At 28.2% G+C, this 17728-nt stretch carries 16 protein-coding genes; 11 read left to right on the forward strand and 5 right to left on the reverse strand.

Going from position 1 to position 17728, the window contains the following annotated elements; translation table 11 throughout:
* Positions 1 to 115 precede the first annotated feature (115 nt).
* Entirely contained in the window at positions 116 to 1192 is a 1077-nt protein-coding gene (locus IR151_RS00165; protein WP_227432376.1) for a pyridoxal phosphate-dependent aminotransferase, read from the reverse strand.
* 228 nt (positions 1193 to 1420) lie between these two features.
* Between IR151_RS00165 and hpt the strand changes: the two genes are divergently transcribed.
* The 5 genes from hpt to IR151_RS00190 all read left to right on the forward strand — a co-directional run bounded on the left by hpt (position 1421) and on the right by IR151_RS00190 (position 4931).
* Complete coding sequence (gene hpt / locus IR151_RS00170) at positions 1421 to 1948, forward strand: hypoxanthine phosphoribosyltransferase (RefSeq protein WP_227432377.1); 528 nt, start codon at positions 1421 to 1423, stop codon at positions 1946 to 1948.
* A gap of 88 nt (positions 1949 to 2036) precedes the next feature.
* The gene (locus tag IR151_RS00175; RefSeq protein WP_227432378.1) at positions 2037 to 2969 is read left to right on the forward strand and encodes a phosphatase PAP2 family protein; all 933 of its coding nucleotides are present in this window, start codon (positions 2037 to 2039) and stop codon (positions 2967 to 2969) included.
* 70 nt (positions 2970 to 3039) lie between these two features.
* Complete coding sequence (locus tag IR151_RS00180; RefSeq protein ID WP_227432379.1) at positions 3040 to 4266, forward strand: NAD(P)/FAD-dependent oxidoreductase; 1227 nt, start codon at positions 3040 to 3042, stop codon at positions 4264 to 4266.
* 83 nt (positions 4267 to 4349) lie between these two features.
* Positions 4350 to 4571: an alpha/beta-type small acid-soluble spore protein gene (locus IR151_RS00185; protein ID WP_227432380.1), complete on the forward strand. Its 222-nt coding sequence runs from the start codon at positions 4350 to 4352 to the stop codon at positions 4569 to 4571.
* A gap of 189 nt (positions 4572 to 4760) precedes the next feature.
* A complete protein-coding gene (locus IR151_RS00190; RefSeq protein WP_003416012.1) occupies positions 4761 to 4931 on the forward strand; it encodes a hypothetical protein in 171 nt (56 codons plus the stop codon).
* Between the two features lie 97 nt (positions 4932 to 5028).
* On the opposite strand, the gene IR151_RS00195 is transcribed toward IR151_RS00190, so the two are convergent.
* Positions 5029 to 5490 carry a hypothetical protein gene (locus IR151_RS00195; RefSeq protein ID WP_227432381.1) on the reverse strand — a complete coding sequence of 154 codons (462 nt, stop codon included), beginning with the start codon at positions 5488 to 5490 and terminating at the stop codon, positions 5029 to 5031.
* 191 nt (positions 5491 to 5681) lie between these two features.
* Between IR151_RS00195 and IR151_RS00200 the strand changes: the two genes are divergently transcribed.
* The 6 genes from IR151_RS00200 to IR151_RS00225 all read left to right on the forward strand — a co-directional run bounded on the left by IR151_RS00200 (position 5682) and on the right by IR151_RS00225 (position 13902).
* A complete protein-coding gene (locus IR151_RS00200; protein WP_227432382.1) occupies positions 5682 to 6143 on the forward strand; it encodes a hypothetical protein in 462 nt (153 codons plus the stop codon).
* 42 nt (positions 6144 to 6185) lie between these two features.
* A complete protein-coding gene (locus IR151_RS00205; RefSeq protein ID WP_227432383.1) occupies positions 6186 to 7949 on the forward strand; it encodes a GAF domain-containing SpoIIE family protein phosphatase in 1764 nt (587 codons plus the stop codon).
* 7 nt (positions 7950 to 7956) lie between these two features.
* Positions 7957 to 8565: a flavodoxin family protein gene (locus IR151_RS00210; protein ID WP_227432384.1), complete on the forward strand. Its 609-nt coding sequence runs from the start codon at positions 7957 to 7959 to the stop codon at positions 8563 to 8565.
* 72 nt (positions 8566 to 8637) lie between these two features.
* A complete protein-coding gene (gene pduL, locus IR151_RS00215; RefSeq protein ID WP_227432385.1) occupies positions 8638 to 9207 on the forward strand; it encodes a phosphate propanoyltransferase in 570 nt (189 codons plus the stop codon).
* A 514-nt stretch (positions 9208 to 9721) separates the two neighbouring features.
* Positions 9722 to 13261, forward strand: coding sequence for a pyruvate:ferredoxin (flavodoxin) oxidoreductase (gene nifJ, locus IR151_RS00220; RefSeq protein WP_227432386.1), 3540 nt, complete (start codon positions 9722 to 9724; stop codon positions 13259 to 13261).
* A 284-nt stretch (positions 13262 to 13545) separates the two neighbouring features.
* Positions 13546 to 13902, forward strand: coding sequence for a hypothetical protein (locus tag IR151_RS00225; protein WP_227432387.1), 357 nt, complete (start codon positions 13546 to 13548; stop codon positions 13900 to 13902).
* Between the two features lie 239 nt (positions 13903 to 14141).
* On the opposite strand, the gene IR151_RS00230 is transcribed toward IR151_RS00225, so the two are convergent.
* The 3 genes from IR151_RS00230 to IR151_RS00240 form a co-directional block, all read right to left on the reverse strand.
* Positions 14142 to 15092, reverse strand: coding sequence for a CAP domain-containing protein (locus IR151_RS00230; protein ID WP_227432388.1), 951 nt, complete (start codon positions 15090 to 15092; stop codon positions 14142 to 14144).
* Between the two features lie 409 nt (positions 15093 to 15501).
* Positions 15502 to 16836, reverse strand: a complete 1335-nt coding sequence (locus IR151_RS00235) for a GntP family permease (protein WP_227432389.1) — start codon at positions 16834 to 16836, stop codon at positions 15502 to 15504.
* A 63-nt stretch (positions 16837 to 16899) separates the two neighbouring features.
* Positions 16900 to 17676 carry a 3-hydroxybutyrate dehydrogenase gene (locus IR151_RS00240; protein WP_227432390.1) on the reverse strand — a complete coding sequence of 259 codons (777 nt, stop codon included), beginning with the start codon at positions 17674 to 17676 and terminating at the stop codon, positions 16900 to 16902.
* Positions 17677 to 17728 lie beyond the last annotated feature (52 nt).

Here is a 17728-nt window from a genome sequence, read left to right on the forward strand (position 1 = left end):
TTAATAAATAAAAATGAGTTATCTCAAAAAGAGATAGCTCATTTTTTTATAATTATAAGTCTTTCGTAATTATATATTTTTGTATTCTTTATGCTAATCTGTATCTAGTATTTTTCTATTTAAAAACTGTTTTAAGAGATGATATTAATAATTTATTTTCATCAGGCTTTAATATACATACTCTAAAAAAGTATTCATCTAAACCTTCAAATGAATAACAATCTCTTATTATTATCTTTTGAGGAATTAGTTTCTCACGAAGAGCTTTAGCAGTAAATTCCTTTGTTTTAATTTTACATAATATAAAATTACCTTGAGTATCATATACATCTAGGCTGTCTATGCTTTTAAGCTCCCCAAGTAAGTAATTTCTTTCAGTATTCATTAAGGAAATAGTACTAGAGATAAAGTTTGAATCTCTAAACATTATTTCTCCCATCTTAGAGGCTATTATGTTGATATTCCATAAATCTAAGTTGTTATTTATTTTATTCTTAGCAGCATTATCAGATATAAGTCCATATCCAAGTCTTATGCCTGGTGTTGAAAAAAATTTTGATGTTCCTCTTATAACAAATAAATTAGAATAATCATCGACTAATTGAGTAGAAGAGTATATATTTGTATCAGTAAACTCTACATAAGTTTCATCAATCATTAAAAATTTATTTGTGTTTTTTAATATTTCTTTTATTTCTATTTTGTTAAATGCAAATCCAGTTGGATTGTTAGGATTGCAGATTACAACTAAATCATAGTCTTTAGAATTAATAGTCTTTATAAGATTTTCTAATTTTATATGAAAATTATCTTCTTCATTAGCAAAATATTTATCTATAGAACAATTAATTTTAGATAGTTCTTTTTCATACTCTGAATAAGCAGGAGAAAGTAAAAGAGCTTGTTTAGGGTTAATTGTATGTATAAAAGATGAAATTAATTCTGTAGCTCCACTACCAAGTACTATATTATCTATAGAACACTTACAGTAGTTAGATATAGAAGTTTTTAAGTCTATGTAATCAGGGTCAGGATACATAGATACTATATCTATATTGTTTACAATGTATTGTTTGGCTAAAACTGATGTACCAAAAGGGTTTATATTAGAACTAAAATCCATAAATTCTTCTTTTGAAAAGCCATACTTACTAGATAAACTATATAAATTAGCTCCATGATTTGTGCTCATAAAAGTGCCTCCAAAAATAAAATTATATAATTAATAAAAATAACTGATTAATATATTTACATATAGATTATAATACAAAGGAATATTTATTCCAAATTTTTAAGAGAAAAAGCAAAAAAGTATGGATAAGCTGTTAATTTAGGTTTAAAAATGATGAAAAAGATTTTAATTGATATTTCAGTATGCTATAATATATAGGTTAATAGATGGAAAGCGGGAGGATTCAAGATGTACAAAGTTACAGGAAAAATGTTGACAGAAGAACAGATAAAAGCAAAAGTTTATGAATTAGGTAAAAAAATAGAAGAAGATTTTAAAGGTGAAGATTTACTAGTAGTAGGTATACTTAAAGGAGCTAGTGTATTTGTTTCAGATTTAATAAGATGTATAGATTTAGATGTAAATATAGATTTTATGAGTGTTACAAGTTATGGAAATTCAACAGAATCTTCTGGTACAGTTAAAATATTAAAAGATTTAGATGTAGATATTGAAGGAAAGAATGTGTTAATTGTAGAGGATATAATAGATTCTGGTTTAACATTAAGTAATCTAGTTGCAGCTTTAAAAACTAGAAATCCAAAATCTCTAAAATTATGCACTCTACTTGATAAGCCTCAAAGAAGAAAAGCTAATATACCTGTAGACTATGTTGGATTTGTTATAGAAGATAAATTCATTGTTGGTTATGGAATAGATTATGCTGAAAAATACAGAAATTTACCTTATATAGGTATAGTTGAGGATGTAGAATAGACTTAAATGTGAATTAAAAGCACTAATCTCTGTAGGAGTTAGTGCTTTTTAATTAAGTATATAAAATTTTAGTAAAGGAGACATCGGTATGGATATTCAATTGAGTATATTATTATTTTTCCAGAGTTTAAGAAATCCAATTTTAAATTTTATATTTCTTGTATTTACAGTAAGTACAGAAGCACCATTATTGATATTAATTACAGCAGTTATATATTGGTGTATAAATAAAAAATGTGGACAAAAAATGTTGTTCGCGATAGTTGGAAATTTTATTGTGAACCTAGGTATTAAAGAATTTGTAAAAGCTCCTAGACCAATAGGTATAAAAGGTCTTGAATCACTGAGAGTTTCTACCGCTGGAGGATACTCTTTTCCAAGTGCACATACTCAAACTGCAACTACATTTTGGGTTAGTATTATGACTATATTTAAAAGAAACTATATACGTTTGTTGGGTGCAGTGATGGTTTTAGGAGTAGGATTATCTCGACTATATTTGGCTGTTCATTGGCCTATAGATGTAATTGCTGGTTGGATACTTGGCATATTTTTTACCATTGTATTTGTAAAAGTATTTGACTATATCGATGATAATAAAAAATATATTTTTCTTGTAGCATTACTCATCCCATTTATATTAATAGCAATATTTCTAAAAAGCCCTGAATATTTTGAAAAATTTGGTATTCTAGTAGGATTTATATTTGGGTATATAGTTGAAGATAAGTTTGTTAAATTTACTACAGAAAATAATAATAAAAAGATTAATTTTAGTAATAAAAATAAAAAGAGCAAAAACATAGTATTTTCGAGAATATGCAGGTTTTTGATTGGAATAGTCACAATAGGAATTTTATATGTTGCTATTAAAGTGTTGATTTCAATATTAATAACGACTTTAAATATAAGTGACTCTAGTATGAGTATAATTTTCATGAATTTTATTAAGTATACATTGGTTGTTTTTTATGGAATAGCAGGAGCTCCTGCATTATTTAAAATTTTGAAATTAAATTAATTTAATTTGTACTATTGTATAGAGACTAATTTAATTTTAAGAAAATTTAAGGGTAGAAAAGAGTGATTATTTGAAGAAAATAGTAGTAATAGGCGGTGGACCAGCAGGGATGATAGCAGCCTCAACTGCATCTGAAAGAGGGTTTGATGTAACTTTAATTGAAAAAAATCATAAGTTAGGCAAGAAGCTTGCAATAACAGGAAAAGGTAGATGCAATATAACTAATGATTGTGATATAGAAGAATTAATAGAAAATGTTCCTACAAATGGTAAATTCTTATATAGTGCTTTTTACACTTTTACAAATGATGATGTAATAAGTATGTTTAATAATCTTGGAGTAAAAACTAAAACAGAAAGAGGAAAAAGAGTTTTTCCAGAAAGCGATAAAGCGTTTGATGTTGTAAAAGCTCTTGAAAAACAAGTAAGAAGCAAAAAAGTAAATATATTATTAAACTCTAAGGTAGAAAAAATAATATCTAAAAATAATAAAATTGAAAAAGTAGTTCTAAGCAATAAAAAAGAAATCAAGTGTGATTCTGTCATAATAGCAACGGGTGGATTAAGTTATCCACTTACTGGTTCTACTGGTGATGGATATAAATTTGCTATTTCGCAGGGTCATACTATTGTAGATACAAAACCATCTTTGATTGGTATGGAAGTTCAAGAAGGTTTTGTAAAAGATTTAGAAAAATTATCATTAAGAAATGTTGAGATAAGTGTGTTTAATAGTAAAAAAAAGAAAGTGTATAATGATTTTGGAGAACTTGAATTTACTAAATTTGGTTTAGATGGACCTATAATAAAGTCTGCAAGCTGTAGGATGAAAGATACAACTAAAGAAAATTATACTATACTGTTGGATTTAAAACCTGCATTAGATGAAGAAAAATTAGATAAAAGAGTTCAAAAAGATTTTCAAAAACATACAAATAAAAAATTTGAAAAAGCATTGGATGACTTGCTTCCTAAAAAACTTATACCTATAATAATAAATTTAAGTGAGATTTCTCCAGATACAGTTGTTCATCAAGTTTCTAGAGAACAAAGAAAAAATTTAGTTCATTTACTAAAAAATTTGAAATTTACAGTAAAAAGATATAGACCTATTGACGAAGCCATAATAACTTCTGGTGGAGTAAAAGTGAATGAGATAAACTCAAGTACAATGGAATCAAAATTGATAGAAGGTTTATTTTTTGCTGGTGAAGTAATAGATATAGATGCGTACACAGGAGGATTTAATTTGCAAATAGCTTTTTCGACTGGATATTTGGCAGGTTTTAATTGCTAAAAATTACCTGAATTAAAAATGTTTAAAATCACATAATATTATCAGCAACACAAAATAAATTAAACAGAAGGAAGGTAATCAACATGGCAAGTAACAATAACAACAACAAAACAGTAGTACCAGGAGCAAAAGAAGCTTTAAACCAAATGAAATTAGAAATAGCTAATGAACTTGGTATGAGTAATTATCAACAAGTTGATAAAGGAAACCTTACTGCAAGAGAAAATGGTTATGTAGGTGGATACATGACTAAAAAATTAGTTGAAATGGCTGAACAACAAATGGCTGGAAAAAACAACAGATAGTTAATAAATAATTATTTATAACTATTAGGCTATTGTTATAGCTAGAGCTATCTCAAATATAGAAAGTAATTTCTAAATTGAGATAGCTTTTTTTTATTAAGTTTTATATGTCGATATTTTTATGTAATAAATTTTAGAAATCTGGATAAAATAGTACAAATGAATATATTACATAAGGAGTGATGTAAAATGAGTAGTGTAAACTTTGAAGATTTAAAAAATAAATTTATTAATAGTGATTTAGATGAAAAAATAAGAATATATACGACAACAGAAGGATTATCAGTAGAACAGTTTAAAGAACTATTAAAATATTATCCAATACAACACTTATCTAAATTAGAAAAAGCTCTTGGATAATATCATATAGAAATAAAAATTAAAAAGGCAATTTGTTTAATATAAAAAAATAGATTTTATATTAAATAAATTGCCTTTTTATAATAAATTTATTTTATTATGCTTTTGATATATAATTATATATTCTCTCATTTCCAAGTTCAATAGACCCAGTATTGATAAGTGTAATAATACCTTCTATATCCTTAGGAGTCAGGTACTTGTATGGAATTGATAGATTATAACCAGTATCATGTAATAAATTTTTCAATTGAATTATTTGAGTGATATTAAAACTTTTTATAGACTTAGTAGATTTTTTTCTTGAATTAGACAAATTTTCATTTTGTATTTTTATTAAAGTTTCAATATAGTCTATATAAGATAACTTAAATTCATATTCACTTATTATTTTTTCATCAAGTATACTATTTATAAAATCTTGAGATAATATATTATCTGCAAATTTATCTGCTGTTAATTTTCCAGATATAATACCTTTTTGGTATTTTCTAAGAATTTTTTTTGTATAGCAGTATATTTTATTTCTTGTTTCTAAATCGAGTTGTTCTATTTGCACAAAAACACTTCCTTTTAATTGTAAGAATATTTATTTTGAAAAGTTTATACTTAGTCTATAAAGTTTTAATAATTTATTTACAATAAATACTAAATTATAAAATATTTGTTATTTTTTATTATTACCAAGTATAAAAAATATTATAATTGTAAAACTTACAAATATATGTAAAATATTTAGGAGTGATGAAAATGTTAAATGGGATAATAAAACTTTTTTATTCTGAAATTGTAAAAACAAAGATTAATAACTTAGATTCAAGTGGATATTCATTAAGGGATGAATGTAAAGAAATCAGAAATATAACTTTAAAGATAGACAGTGTGTTTTTTAAACTTTTAAAGTTAGTTTTTGGTTCAATACTGCTTATTGTAGCATTTAATCTAAATTGGATATTAGGTATAGGAGTATTTTTAGTTGGAGTGGTATACATTCTTTATAAGAGAAATATGGAAGAACAAGTGAAGGAACATATAAACAATGTAAAAAATAATATCGACATCTCTAAGATAACTTTTATGGATGAAAAGGGAAGAACAGGTCTAAATGCATTGATTACATTACTTCTTATAGGAATATTGACAGGATTTAACTTGATATTAGTTCTTAGTTTTGTCGTTGTTTTTGTTTTTACTATAAAGAATGTATGTTAAAATACTAATAAATAGTTTAATATATAGGGGGAGAAATTGAGTATGACTAATGGCAATTATAAAATGAAGAATTTAGTGGAAATATCTGCTATGGTGACTGAATCTACAGATTTTTTTAATATAAAAGATAAAATAATAGAAAAAATGTTAGAGGTTGTTCACCCTACAAAGGCATGTGTAAATCTATTTTATAAAAATGATTCTAAATATGCCTATTTAGTATGTTCACAAACTTTAGAATATGTACCTCAAATTTTTCCAATCAATAGTCTTAAAGGTGCAAAAATTGATTTTGACACATATCCAGAATATATCCATGAAGCTGTAAATGAGAAAAAGATAATATATGTAAAAAATGTATTTGAAGATTCTAGAGCAGAAGGGGAACGAGATTTAGCAAAATCTGAAGGTTACATTGGTAGAATAGTTTTTCCTTTTATCATAAATAATGAAGTAGTTGGATTTATGACTTGCTTTTTGACAGAAGAAGATTTTCTAACAGAACAAGATATAGACTTTATATCTTCTGTTGCATCTCTCTTAAGTTTATCAATAGAAATAACTAATAAAAATAATAATGTACAAATTTTGGTTGATAAATTAAGAGGTTCAATAAGTGCTATAAATGAAGCTACTAAAAAATTATATCTCAATAAAAGTATAGATGGATTTTTAGAAAACTTAAGTAAACAGGCGTGTAACATCACTAATAGTAAAGAAGCTTTGATAATTATAACAGGTCATGATAATAAAGATAAGATATTTAGCTGTTATAATACAGAGCATAAGAAGAAAACAAATTTATATCCTATGTTAGACAAGTTTGTAAATAAAGAATCCTTAGGAGGATATTTAAATAATTTAAAACCATGTTCACAAAAAGGGATAAACTTGGAAAGTTATATATATTACAAACTCCAAGATAAAAATGAGACTATAGGATGCATTGTTTGTGCAAACAGCAAAAACTACACTAGTGATGATTTAAATATTCTTAGTATATTATCTAAACAGGTTTTGGTTGGTATGCAGTTATATGAGCACAATGAAAAAGAAGTAAAGCACAAGGTTCTTGAGAATGAGTTAAATGTATTAAATAAACAGCAACAACTTATTATGGACAAAGGTAAAATGGATTGTAATGATGAAAAAGAACTTTATTTTTATCATAAACCAGCAAGAGTAGTAGGTGGAGATTTTTACTATGCTACAAAGGTAGATTCTGAACACATAGTTTATATTGTTGCTGATGTAATGGGTCATGGAATGGTTTCAAATTATGTTGTTGCAATGATAAAAGGTGCTTTTAAAGTGTTATGTAATCAGTATAAGACACCACAAGAAATAATGACAAATTTAAATAGTATGTTATATGATGAATTTGACAAGATGGGAGTATTTACAACTTGTTTGATTGGACTTATAGATATTAAAGAAAATATGATTACAGTATCTAATGCAGGACACTATAGCCCTGTAGTTGTAAAAAAAGATGGAACAATAGAAACTAACTTAAATTGTAAAAAGGGAATACCTATTGGGGTAATGGAAGATGCAACATATGAAAACAATACTCTTTCAATGGAAGATTATGCAATGGTATGTATGTATACTGATGGAATTTTAGAAATAAAAAATAAATCAAAAGAAGAATATGGTATAGATAGATTAGAAAACTTTTTAAAAGAAAATTTTAGATTAAATCACCAGTTGATAGTAGAAAATTTAAAATTAGATTTAAGAAACTTTTCATCAAAAGATAATTATGATGATGATATTTTAATTGTTATGTTAAAGGATAGGTAGATTGATTATGGATTTAAATAATAAAATAGAACTTGAAAGTCCAGAAATTATAATAATAAATGGAAGTCCGAGAAATAATAGAAACTGTAGTTTTATAGCAAATGAAATAAAACTTAAATTAGAAGAGAGTGGACTTAGTAGTAAAATATTCAATATATATGATATGTATATTGAATATTGTACAGCATGTGGGTTTTGTAATAAGACAGGGTATTGCAAATTTAATGATGATATGAAACCTTTATATAAAATGTTTGATAAATCAAAAGGAACTATAGTAATAAGTCCTGTACATTTTGATTCAATATCAGCTAAAGTAAAAACTGTTGTTGATAGAACTCAAGCTATCTATGCGAGTAAGTATATATTAAATAAGCCTTCAATTGATAGGAATAAAAAGCGTATAGGTATGTACATTGCAGTAGGAGGTAGTAAACCTTATGATTCACAATTTAAAGGTGGGCAAATAGTTATGGACTTTTTCTTTAAGAGTATAAATACTAAACTTTTACACAATATATATTTAAACAATACAGATAATATACCTTACACAGATAATCAAGAGTTTAAAGACACTCTGTCGAAGAGTCTAAAAGTTTATATTGATTCAATATAATTTGATTTTGTAAGTAATATTATGTATAATTGTATTGCAATAATTTAAAAATAATTAAAGGAGGGAATTTCAATGAAATTACCAATAGCATTATCTAATAAACATGTTCATTTGAGTCAAGCTGATATAGACGTATTATTTGGAGCAGGTCATGAATTAACTAAATTTAAACCATTATCTCAACCGGGACAATTTGCCTGTGAAGAAAAAGTTGATTTAGTCGGTCCAAAGGGGACTCTAAAAGGAGTTAGAGTTTTAGGACCAGCTAGACCTCAAACTCAAGTTGAGATTTCTTTAGCAGATGGATTCCCATTAGGAGTAAAAGCTCCAATAAAAGAATCTGGTGATATAGCTGGAACTCCTGGTGTTAAATTAGTAGGACCAGCTGGAGAAGTTGAAATGAAAGAAGGAGTTATAGTTGCTTCTAGACATATACATATGAGCAATGAAGATGCTGCTAAATTTGGTGTAACTGATAAACAAATAGTAAAAGTTAAAACATCTGGACCAAGAGCATTAGTATTTGAAAATGTATTAGTAAGAGCTAGTGATAGCTTTAATTTAGAAATGCATGTTGACATGGAAGAAGGAAATGCAGCAGGTGTTAAAAATGGAGATTTAGTAGAATTAATAGTTGATTAGTTTTATGTATGAAATTTATGCTAGTGAATATTTTATTTACTAGCATATTTTTTAATGTAATAAATTTCTATATTATAAATTTAATCTATCAGATTAATTTATAATATAAAGGGGTATTATGAAAATTATAATAAAAACTTACAAAAATATGATATAATATGGTAAAATTAGATATATAAAATTTATATATGATAAAGAAGGCTCTTTTACTCCTAATACCAATATATGCAAATAGATAAAAAAGTTTGAAAAATCTAACTTAATTTATTATATATTGTATACAAAATTATGAAAAAAACTTAACATATTTAATTTAAAAAAAAATCTACTTAAATATGTAATTAATTTACAATTTTCAAAGGAATTTTATCAAATCTGTAGTATTATATTAGAAGATAGAGTATTTGCGCGACTATGTGTGTTTATATTTTTGTTGTGTAAATTATATGTAAATATAAAAAAATAGACTTGTTATAAACAAGTACAATTGTAGCTATCAAGGAGGATACATATTATGGCTAAGTTTATGAAAACACTTGATGGGAATACAGCTGCAGCTCACGTTGCCTATGCATTTACAGATGTAGCAGCTATATACCCAATCACACCATCTTCAACTATGGCTGAAGTAGTTGATGAATGGGCGTCACAAGGAAGAAAAAATATATTTGGACAAAAAGTTAATGTTGTTGAAATGCAATCAGAAGCAGGAGCAGCAGGAGCATTCCACGGTTCTTTACAAGGTGGAGCTTTAACTTCTACTTTTACAGCATCTCAAGGTTTATTATTAATGATACCTAACATGTATAAAGTTGCAGGGGAGTTATTACCAGGAGTATTCCATGTAAGTGCTCGTGCTTTAGCATCTCAAGCTTTATCAATATTTGGGGATCATCAAGACGTTATGGCTGCTAGACAAACTGGATGTGTATTATTAGCTTCTGGTTCAGTTCAAGAAGTAGCTGATATAGCACCTGTTGCACATTTAGCTGCAATAGAAGGTAAATTACCATTTATACATTTCTTTGATGGATTCAGAACTTCACATGAAATCCAAAAAGTGGAATTATTAGAAAATGAAGATTATGCAAGTTTATTAAACTTTGAAGCAGTTCAAGCATTTAGAGATAATGCTTTATCTCCAAATCACCCAGTTACTCGTGGTACTGCTCAAAACCCAGATATATATTTCCAAACTAGAGAAGCTTCTAACAAATACTATCAAAATATAGTAGGTATAGTTGAAAAATACATGGAAAAAATGAGTGATTTAACAGGTAGAAAACATAGTTTATTTGATTACTATGGAGCAGAAGATGCTAAATCTATATTAATTGCTATGGGTTCTGTAACAGAAACAATAGAAGAAACTATAGATTACTTAAATGCTAAGGGAGAAAAATATGGTTTAGTTAAAGTTCATTTATATAGACCATTCTCAATGAAACATTTCTTAGATGCTGTGCCATCTACTGTTGAAAGAATATGTGTACTTGATAGAACTAAAGAGCCAGGTTCAACTGGTGAACCATTATACTTAGATGTACGTGATGTATTCTATGGAAAAGAAAATGCTCCTATGATAATAGGTGGAAGATACGGATTAGGTTCAAAAGATACTACTCCTTCAGATATAAAAACTGTTTTTGATAACTTAGTTTCAGAACAACCTAAGAATGGATTTACAGTAGGTATAGTTGATGATGTAACTAATACTTCTTTAGCTCCATCTGAATCAATTAAAATAGCTTCTAAAGGAACTATAAGATGTAAGTTCTGGGGATTAGGTTCTGACGGTACTGTTGGAGCTAACAAACAAGCTATAAAAATAATCGGTGACCACACTGAAAAATATGCTCAAGCTTACTTTGATTATGACTCTAAAAAATCTGGTGGTATAACTATGTCTCACTTAAGATTTGGTGATACTCCAATAAGAGCTACTTATTTAATAGATGAGGCTGACTATATTGCCTGTCATAAACAATCATATGTTTATCAATATGATTTATTAAAAGGTCTTAAAAAAGGTGGTACATTTGTACTTAACACTATATGGGACCAAGCAGGAATTGAAGAAAACTTACCAGCTCATATGAAACAATATATAGCTAAAAATGATATAAAATTCTATACAGTTAATGCTGTTAAACTAGGACAAGAAATAGGTCTTGGAAATAGAATAAACATGATAATGCAATCTGCATTCTTTAAATTAGCTGAAATAATACCAGAAGAAGATGCTGTTAAATACTTAAAAGATTCTATAGTTAAAGCTTATGGTAAAAAAGGTGAAAAGATAGTTAACATGAACTATGCTGCTGTTGATGCAGGAATAAATGCTTTAGTTAAAGTTGAAGTTCCAGCTTCTTGGGCAAATGCTGTTGATGCAGATAAAGAAGAAGTTAAAGAACCAGAATTTATAAGAAATATATTAAGACCAATGACTGCACAAGAAGGTAATAACTTACCAGTAAGTACATTCAATGGTATAGAAGATGGAACATTCCCTTGTGGTACTTCAGCTTATGAAAAACGTGGTATAGCTGTTGATGTTCCTGAGTGGGTAATGGATAACTGTATCCAATGTAACCAATGTTCTTTTATATGCCCTCATGCATGTATAAGACCAGTTTTAGTTACAGAAGAAGAATTAGCTAATGCTCCAAAAGGATTTGAAGCTAAAAAAGCATTAGGTAAAGGATTAGAAGGATTAAAATATAGAATCCAAGTTAGTCCACTAGATTGTACAGGATGTGGAAACTGTGCTGACATATGTCCAGCTAAAGAAAAAGCTTTAGTTATGAAACCAATAGATACTCAACTTGATACAGAGTTAGATAACTGGGCATTTGCAGTAAATCCTGAAGAGGTAGCTCCAAAAGTTGATGTTATGCCTGCAAACACTGTTAAAGGAAGTCAATTTAGACAACCATTAATGGAATTCTCAGGAGCATGTGCTGGATGTGGAGAAACTGCATACATCAAGTTAGTTACACAATTATATGGAGATAGAATGATGATATCTAATGCTACTGGATGTTCTTCTATATGGGGAGCTTCTGCACCTTCAACTCCTTATACTTGTAACCATGAAGGCAAAGGTCCATCTTGGGCAAACTCTTTATTTGAAGACAATGCTGAATACGGATTTGGTATGTACACAGCTGTTAAACAAATAAGAGGAAAAATAGTAGATGCTATGACAGAATTAGTTTCTATGGATATCTGTGAAGATGCTAAAGCAGTATTTACAGAATGGTTAGATTCTAGAAATGATGGAGAAGCATCTAAAGTAGCAAGTGCTAAAGTTGTTGAATTATTAGAAAAACCAGCTTGTGATTGCACAGATGAAAAAGCTAAAGAATTAGTAAAAGCTATAAGAGATAGAAAAGATTATCTAGTTAAGAGATCTCAATGGATACTAGGTGGAGACGGTTGGGCATATGACATCGGTTACGGTGGATTAGACCATGTTCTTGCATCTGGCGAAAATGTAAATGTACTTGTATTTGATACAGAAGTATATTCAAATACAGGAGGTCAAGCTTCTAAAGCTACTCCAGCTGCTGCTATGGCTAAATTTGCTGCAGCAGGTAAACAATCTAGAAAGAAAGACCTAGGTATGATGGCTATGACTTACGGAAACGTATATGTAGCTCAAGTTGCTATGGGTGCTGATAAAAACCAATTTATCAAAGCTGTTCTAGAAGCTGAAAAACATGATGGACCATCTTTAATAATAGCTTACGCTCCATGTATAAACCATGGATTAAAAGAAGGTATGGGAAGAACTGTAGCTAACGAAGCACAAGCTGTTGCTTGCGGATACTGGCATTTATACAGATTCAATCCAGAAGTAAAAGCTGAAGGTAAAAACCCATTCACTTTAGATTCTAAGGAACCAACTGCAAGCTTCAGAGATTTCATACTTGCACAAGTAAGATACTCTGCTATAGCTAAACAATTCCCAGAAGAAGCTGATGGATTATTTGCAAAAGCTGAAGCTGATGCTAAAGAAAGATACGAAGGATATAAAAAATTAGCTGAATAATAATTAAAATATTATAATGCTTATTTAAGATATGATTTGATAATAATTAGGGATACTATTAAAAAATAGTATCCCTTTTTTATTTATATCAAACTGTGAGAATTAAGATTTTGTTTCGGTATATTGTCTATGTTTTTTAGGAGTATTTTAGGAAGAAATATACCTGTTTTGTTGCGATAAATAATATAATTGTTTCCAAATTCATTTATCATGTCTTTTTCTTCTTTTTTTGCTAATCTATAATATACAATTACTAGTATAGACCACATAATTTTTCAAAACTGATGTTATTATTTCAAAGTTATATAACATCAACAGTTGAATCTTCAATTGATGAATATCTTCATCAACAATTTAATGCTTCAATCCATGAAAAATCTCTTGCAGAAATACTTACTTCACTTTCTACTATTGTTGCAGAACTATTTCAACAAGGAGTGGAAGAAGGCATATTTAAATGTGAATATACTTTAGAAGTATCAGAGATAATTTTATCTGTTTTTACTTTTTTACTTGACCCAGGTATTTTTTATTGGAATAAAGAGGAGAAAAAACGCAAATTAGAAGCATTAAGTTTGATTTTAGAAAGAAGTCTAATGGCACCAAAAGGAAGGTTTAATTTTTTTATAAGGGATTTTTAAATTATTTAATTATTAAATAATATTTATAATATAGGAATTTATATTTTATATTCAAATATAAGTATTCATTTTTGTGATTTAGCTTTGAATCTATCATTTTAAAAGAATCTATATTTAGTATAAAAAATATATTAAAGATAAAACACTATATAATAGTATAGATACAAAAGAGTATCCCATTTAAGATTTTTAAAAATCATCTTGAGATACTCTTTTTGTATATATAGAAAAAGAGTATTTTATCCTACAAAGATTTGTGTCCAGTAAATTGAACCACCACTTTTTTGTGCTACTCCAACACCTATTTTACTGTAATTTGGATTTAATATATTTTTTCTATGACCTTCAGAATTCATCCAAGCATTTACAACTTCTTTTGGTGTTTTTTGTCCCATTGCTATATTTTCACCAGCTGTTTTATAGCTTATCCCAAACTTTTTCAACATGTCAAATGGAGAACCATAAGTTGGAGAATTATGTGCAAAGTAGTTGTTGTCAATCATATCTTGAGATTTTTTTGTAGCGACATTTGATACATCAGCATCAAGAGTAAGTGGATTTAATCCAGCTTTAGATCTCTCTACATTTACTAAATCAACAACTTCTTTTTGGTAAGCTGAAAAATTTCCAGTTGTAGAGCCTGAATTGTTATTATCTTCAGGTTTATTAGATTCTGAGTTATTATTATCTTCAGGCTTATTATTAGAGTCTGAATTGTTGTTGTCCTCAGGTTTATTAGATTCTGAGTTATTATTGTCTTCAGGCTTATTATTAGAGTCTGAATTGTTGTTGTCCTCAGGTTTATTACTATCTTCAGGCTTATTAGTAGAACCTGAATTGTCATTATCTTCAGGCTTAGTAGAGTCTGAGTTATTATTATCCTCAGGTTTATTAGTAGAACCTGAGTTATTGTTGCCATTAGGCTTGTTAGTAATATTACAATTCTTGTCATTGTGATTTTTATCTTTACAAGAATTATCTTTGTCAGGTTTAAGTTCTGGTTTTACAGAACAATTTGGTTTTGCTGAAAACTTAAATTTAGCATTAGTATATACTAAATTTTTATTACTTATATTCATATTATTTTCAAGTGACGAAGCACTTGCAGTAACAGCACTGGAAGCTGTTGCTAAGGTTAACACTCCTAAAGCTAGTATAGTTTTTAATTTTGTTGGTATATTTTTTCTCATTATAAACACCTCTCAATCTAAAAATTCTAAAAATGTTACTAAATTGTAACCTTTAGTGTAGGGGGTACCCGTGCATTTATACTAACATAGAATCAAGTGTTTTTTTACTGTAAAGATATGTAAATAAAATATACCTGGAATAAATAGGTATATTTTATGATGTTTGATAATTTTCATCATTAATCTGCATAGTATGGAATAACTGCTTTAGAAGAAATAGTGTTTTTATAATAATTCTATGATGTAAAATTCTGGTTGTGGTAAATTTTTTTTATAGTTAGTGATATTTATTTAATATATACTTTGAAAATCAGTAAAAAAAGTATCTTTAATTAGATTCTTGAAAATAGAAAAGTCATCTATCATAAATAGATGACTTTTTATATAATAAATTGTAGTTTGATTTAGTTTAATACATTAGTAATCCTAATGTAATTACAATGATTTCTGCTATTAATGAACCAACTGCAACCACAATAAAAGTTTCTTTAAAACCAGTTTTATGTGTTAATTTAGATAAACTCAAGAATGTAAGAAACACACCGCTTTGAGGTACTATTGTTAATATATTTGAAGCAATTGTAGCAACACGATGGATTAACTCTGGGTTCATACCAGTACTTAGATAATAATCTGCAAAGTTCGGCATTACTATTCCCAAAGCCCCAGAAGAGGAGCCTGTTATTGCTGACATTGTTGAAGTTAAAACAGTAAGACTTATAAGTGGACTTCCTGGTATTGACATGATAAGTTTACTGAATATATCAAAGCCTGGTGCAGCCATTATTACAGCTCCAAATGCAACAGCAGAAGATGTTGCAAAAATAGGTCCTATAGAACCACTAGCACCAATACTCAATGTTTGTATTTTTGATGATAAAAATTTACGGAATAGAAAAGCAGATAAAACAATTGCAACTATTAAAGCTATGTAAATTACATTTTTTTTCATAAACTCTGAACCAAAAGTGCTTCCAGATATTGCTATGACTACAAGTGACAATAGAGGAAAAATACTTGCAAAAAATCCTGGTAACTCTCTATCTAAAGATTCTTCTTCTACATCTGAAGTGTAAGTTGCATAAGTTTCTCCTTTCCTAAGACTCTTGTTTAAAGTATATTTCATGTATACTAGACCAAATACAGCACAACCTATACTTCCTGCAATACTTGGTATAGCTGCTGCAGTAAGAGATGTGTTTAGGTACTGAATAGGAATAACATTTTGAATAGCTGGTGTACCAGGAATCATAGTCATAGTAATTGTTGCAATTCCAAGCCAAAGAGGTATCTGAATAAGATTCCAAGAAATATCAAGTTTTTTAAATAGAGTTCTTGCAAGTGGAATAACTGCAAACATAACTACAAATAAACTTATTCCACCATATGTTAATATAAAACTTACTATAAATATAGCCACTAAAACTCTATAAGGGTGATTAGAACCAAATTTATTTAGAATAAAATCAGCTATAGATACAGTAGCTCCACTTTCCTCCATAAACTTGGCAAGTATAGAACCTAACAAGAATATTGCAAAGTAACTCATTATATAGTTTCCAAGTGCTCCCATATAATTATTTTTGTCAGCACCCAGCATTGATGTCACAACATCCATTTTATTTAAGAGAACAACTATCAAAGTTGCTATTGGAGCAGCTATAGTTATATGAATTTCTTTAACTGAAAAATATATAATAGCTATAATACCAATAATTATACCAATTGGTGCGATAATACTCATAAATATCCCTCCTTAGTAGAAGGACCTGAAGAATAAATTCCTCAAGTCCTAAATATGTAATAATTATTGTGCAGTATATCCTCCATCTAGTAGGCAAGCTTGTCCTGTAATTCCTTTAGCCTTATCACTAGCTAAGAACATTGCATAATCAGCAATTTCTTGAACATCTAGTAGACGTTTTTGAGGTACAAGTGGATATAGAACTTCTTCTAATACATTTTCTAGTGGTACATTACGAGTTTTTGATAGGTCATTAAATTGACCTCTAACAAGTGGAGTATCTACATATCCAGGGCATATAGCATTAACTGTTATACCTGAGTCAGCAGCTTCAAGTGCAGCAACTTTTGTTAGACCTATAAGTCCATGTTTAGCTGAATTGTAAGCAGCTTTACCAGCAAATCCAATTACACCATTGATTGAAGCCATGTTTATTATACGACCAAATCCTTGTTTTTTCATTATAGGGAATACTTTTTTAGTAGCTATAAAAGGTGCTGTTAACATTATTTTTATCATAAATTCAAATTTATCAGTTGGGAAATCTTCTATCATAGCAACATGTTGAAGACCAGCATTATTTATTAGTATGTCCAATCTTCCATATTTTTCTATAGTTTTATCTATTGCATGGTTAATTTCTTCTTCTTTAGTTACATCACACTTTACATTTGCACAATCATAACCTTCTTTTTGTAATTCTGATGTAACTTTATCTAGCGCTTCTTGATTTATATCAGAGAATACTACCTTAGAACCATTCTTCAAGAATGATTCAGCTATTTGTTTACCTATTCCACTTGCAGCTCCTGTTACGAATACAACTTTCTCTTTAACCATTTTTATTTCCTCCAATTTAATTTTATTTTTATATTAATTTTTTGTATTAATA

Origin of the sequence: Clostridioides sp. ES-S-0006-03 (assembly GCF_020662275.1) — a bacterium.
Lineage (GTDB): Bacteria > Bacillota > Clostridia > Peptostreptococcales > Peptostreptococcaceae > Clostridioides.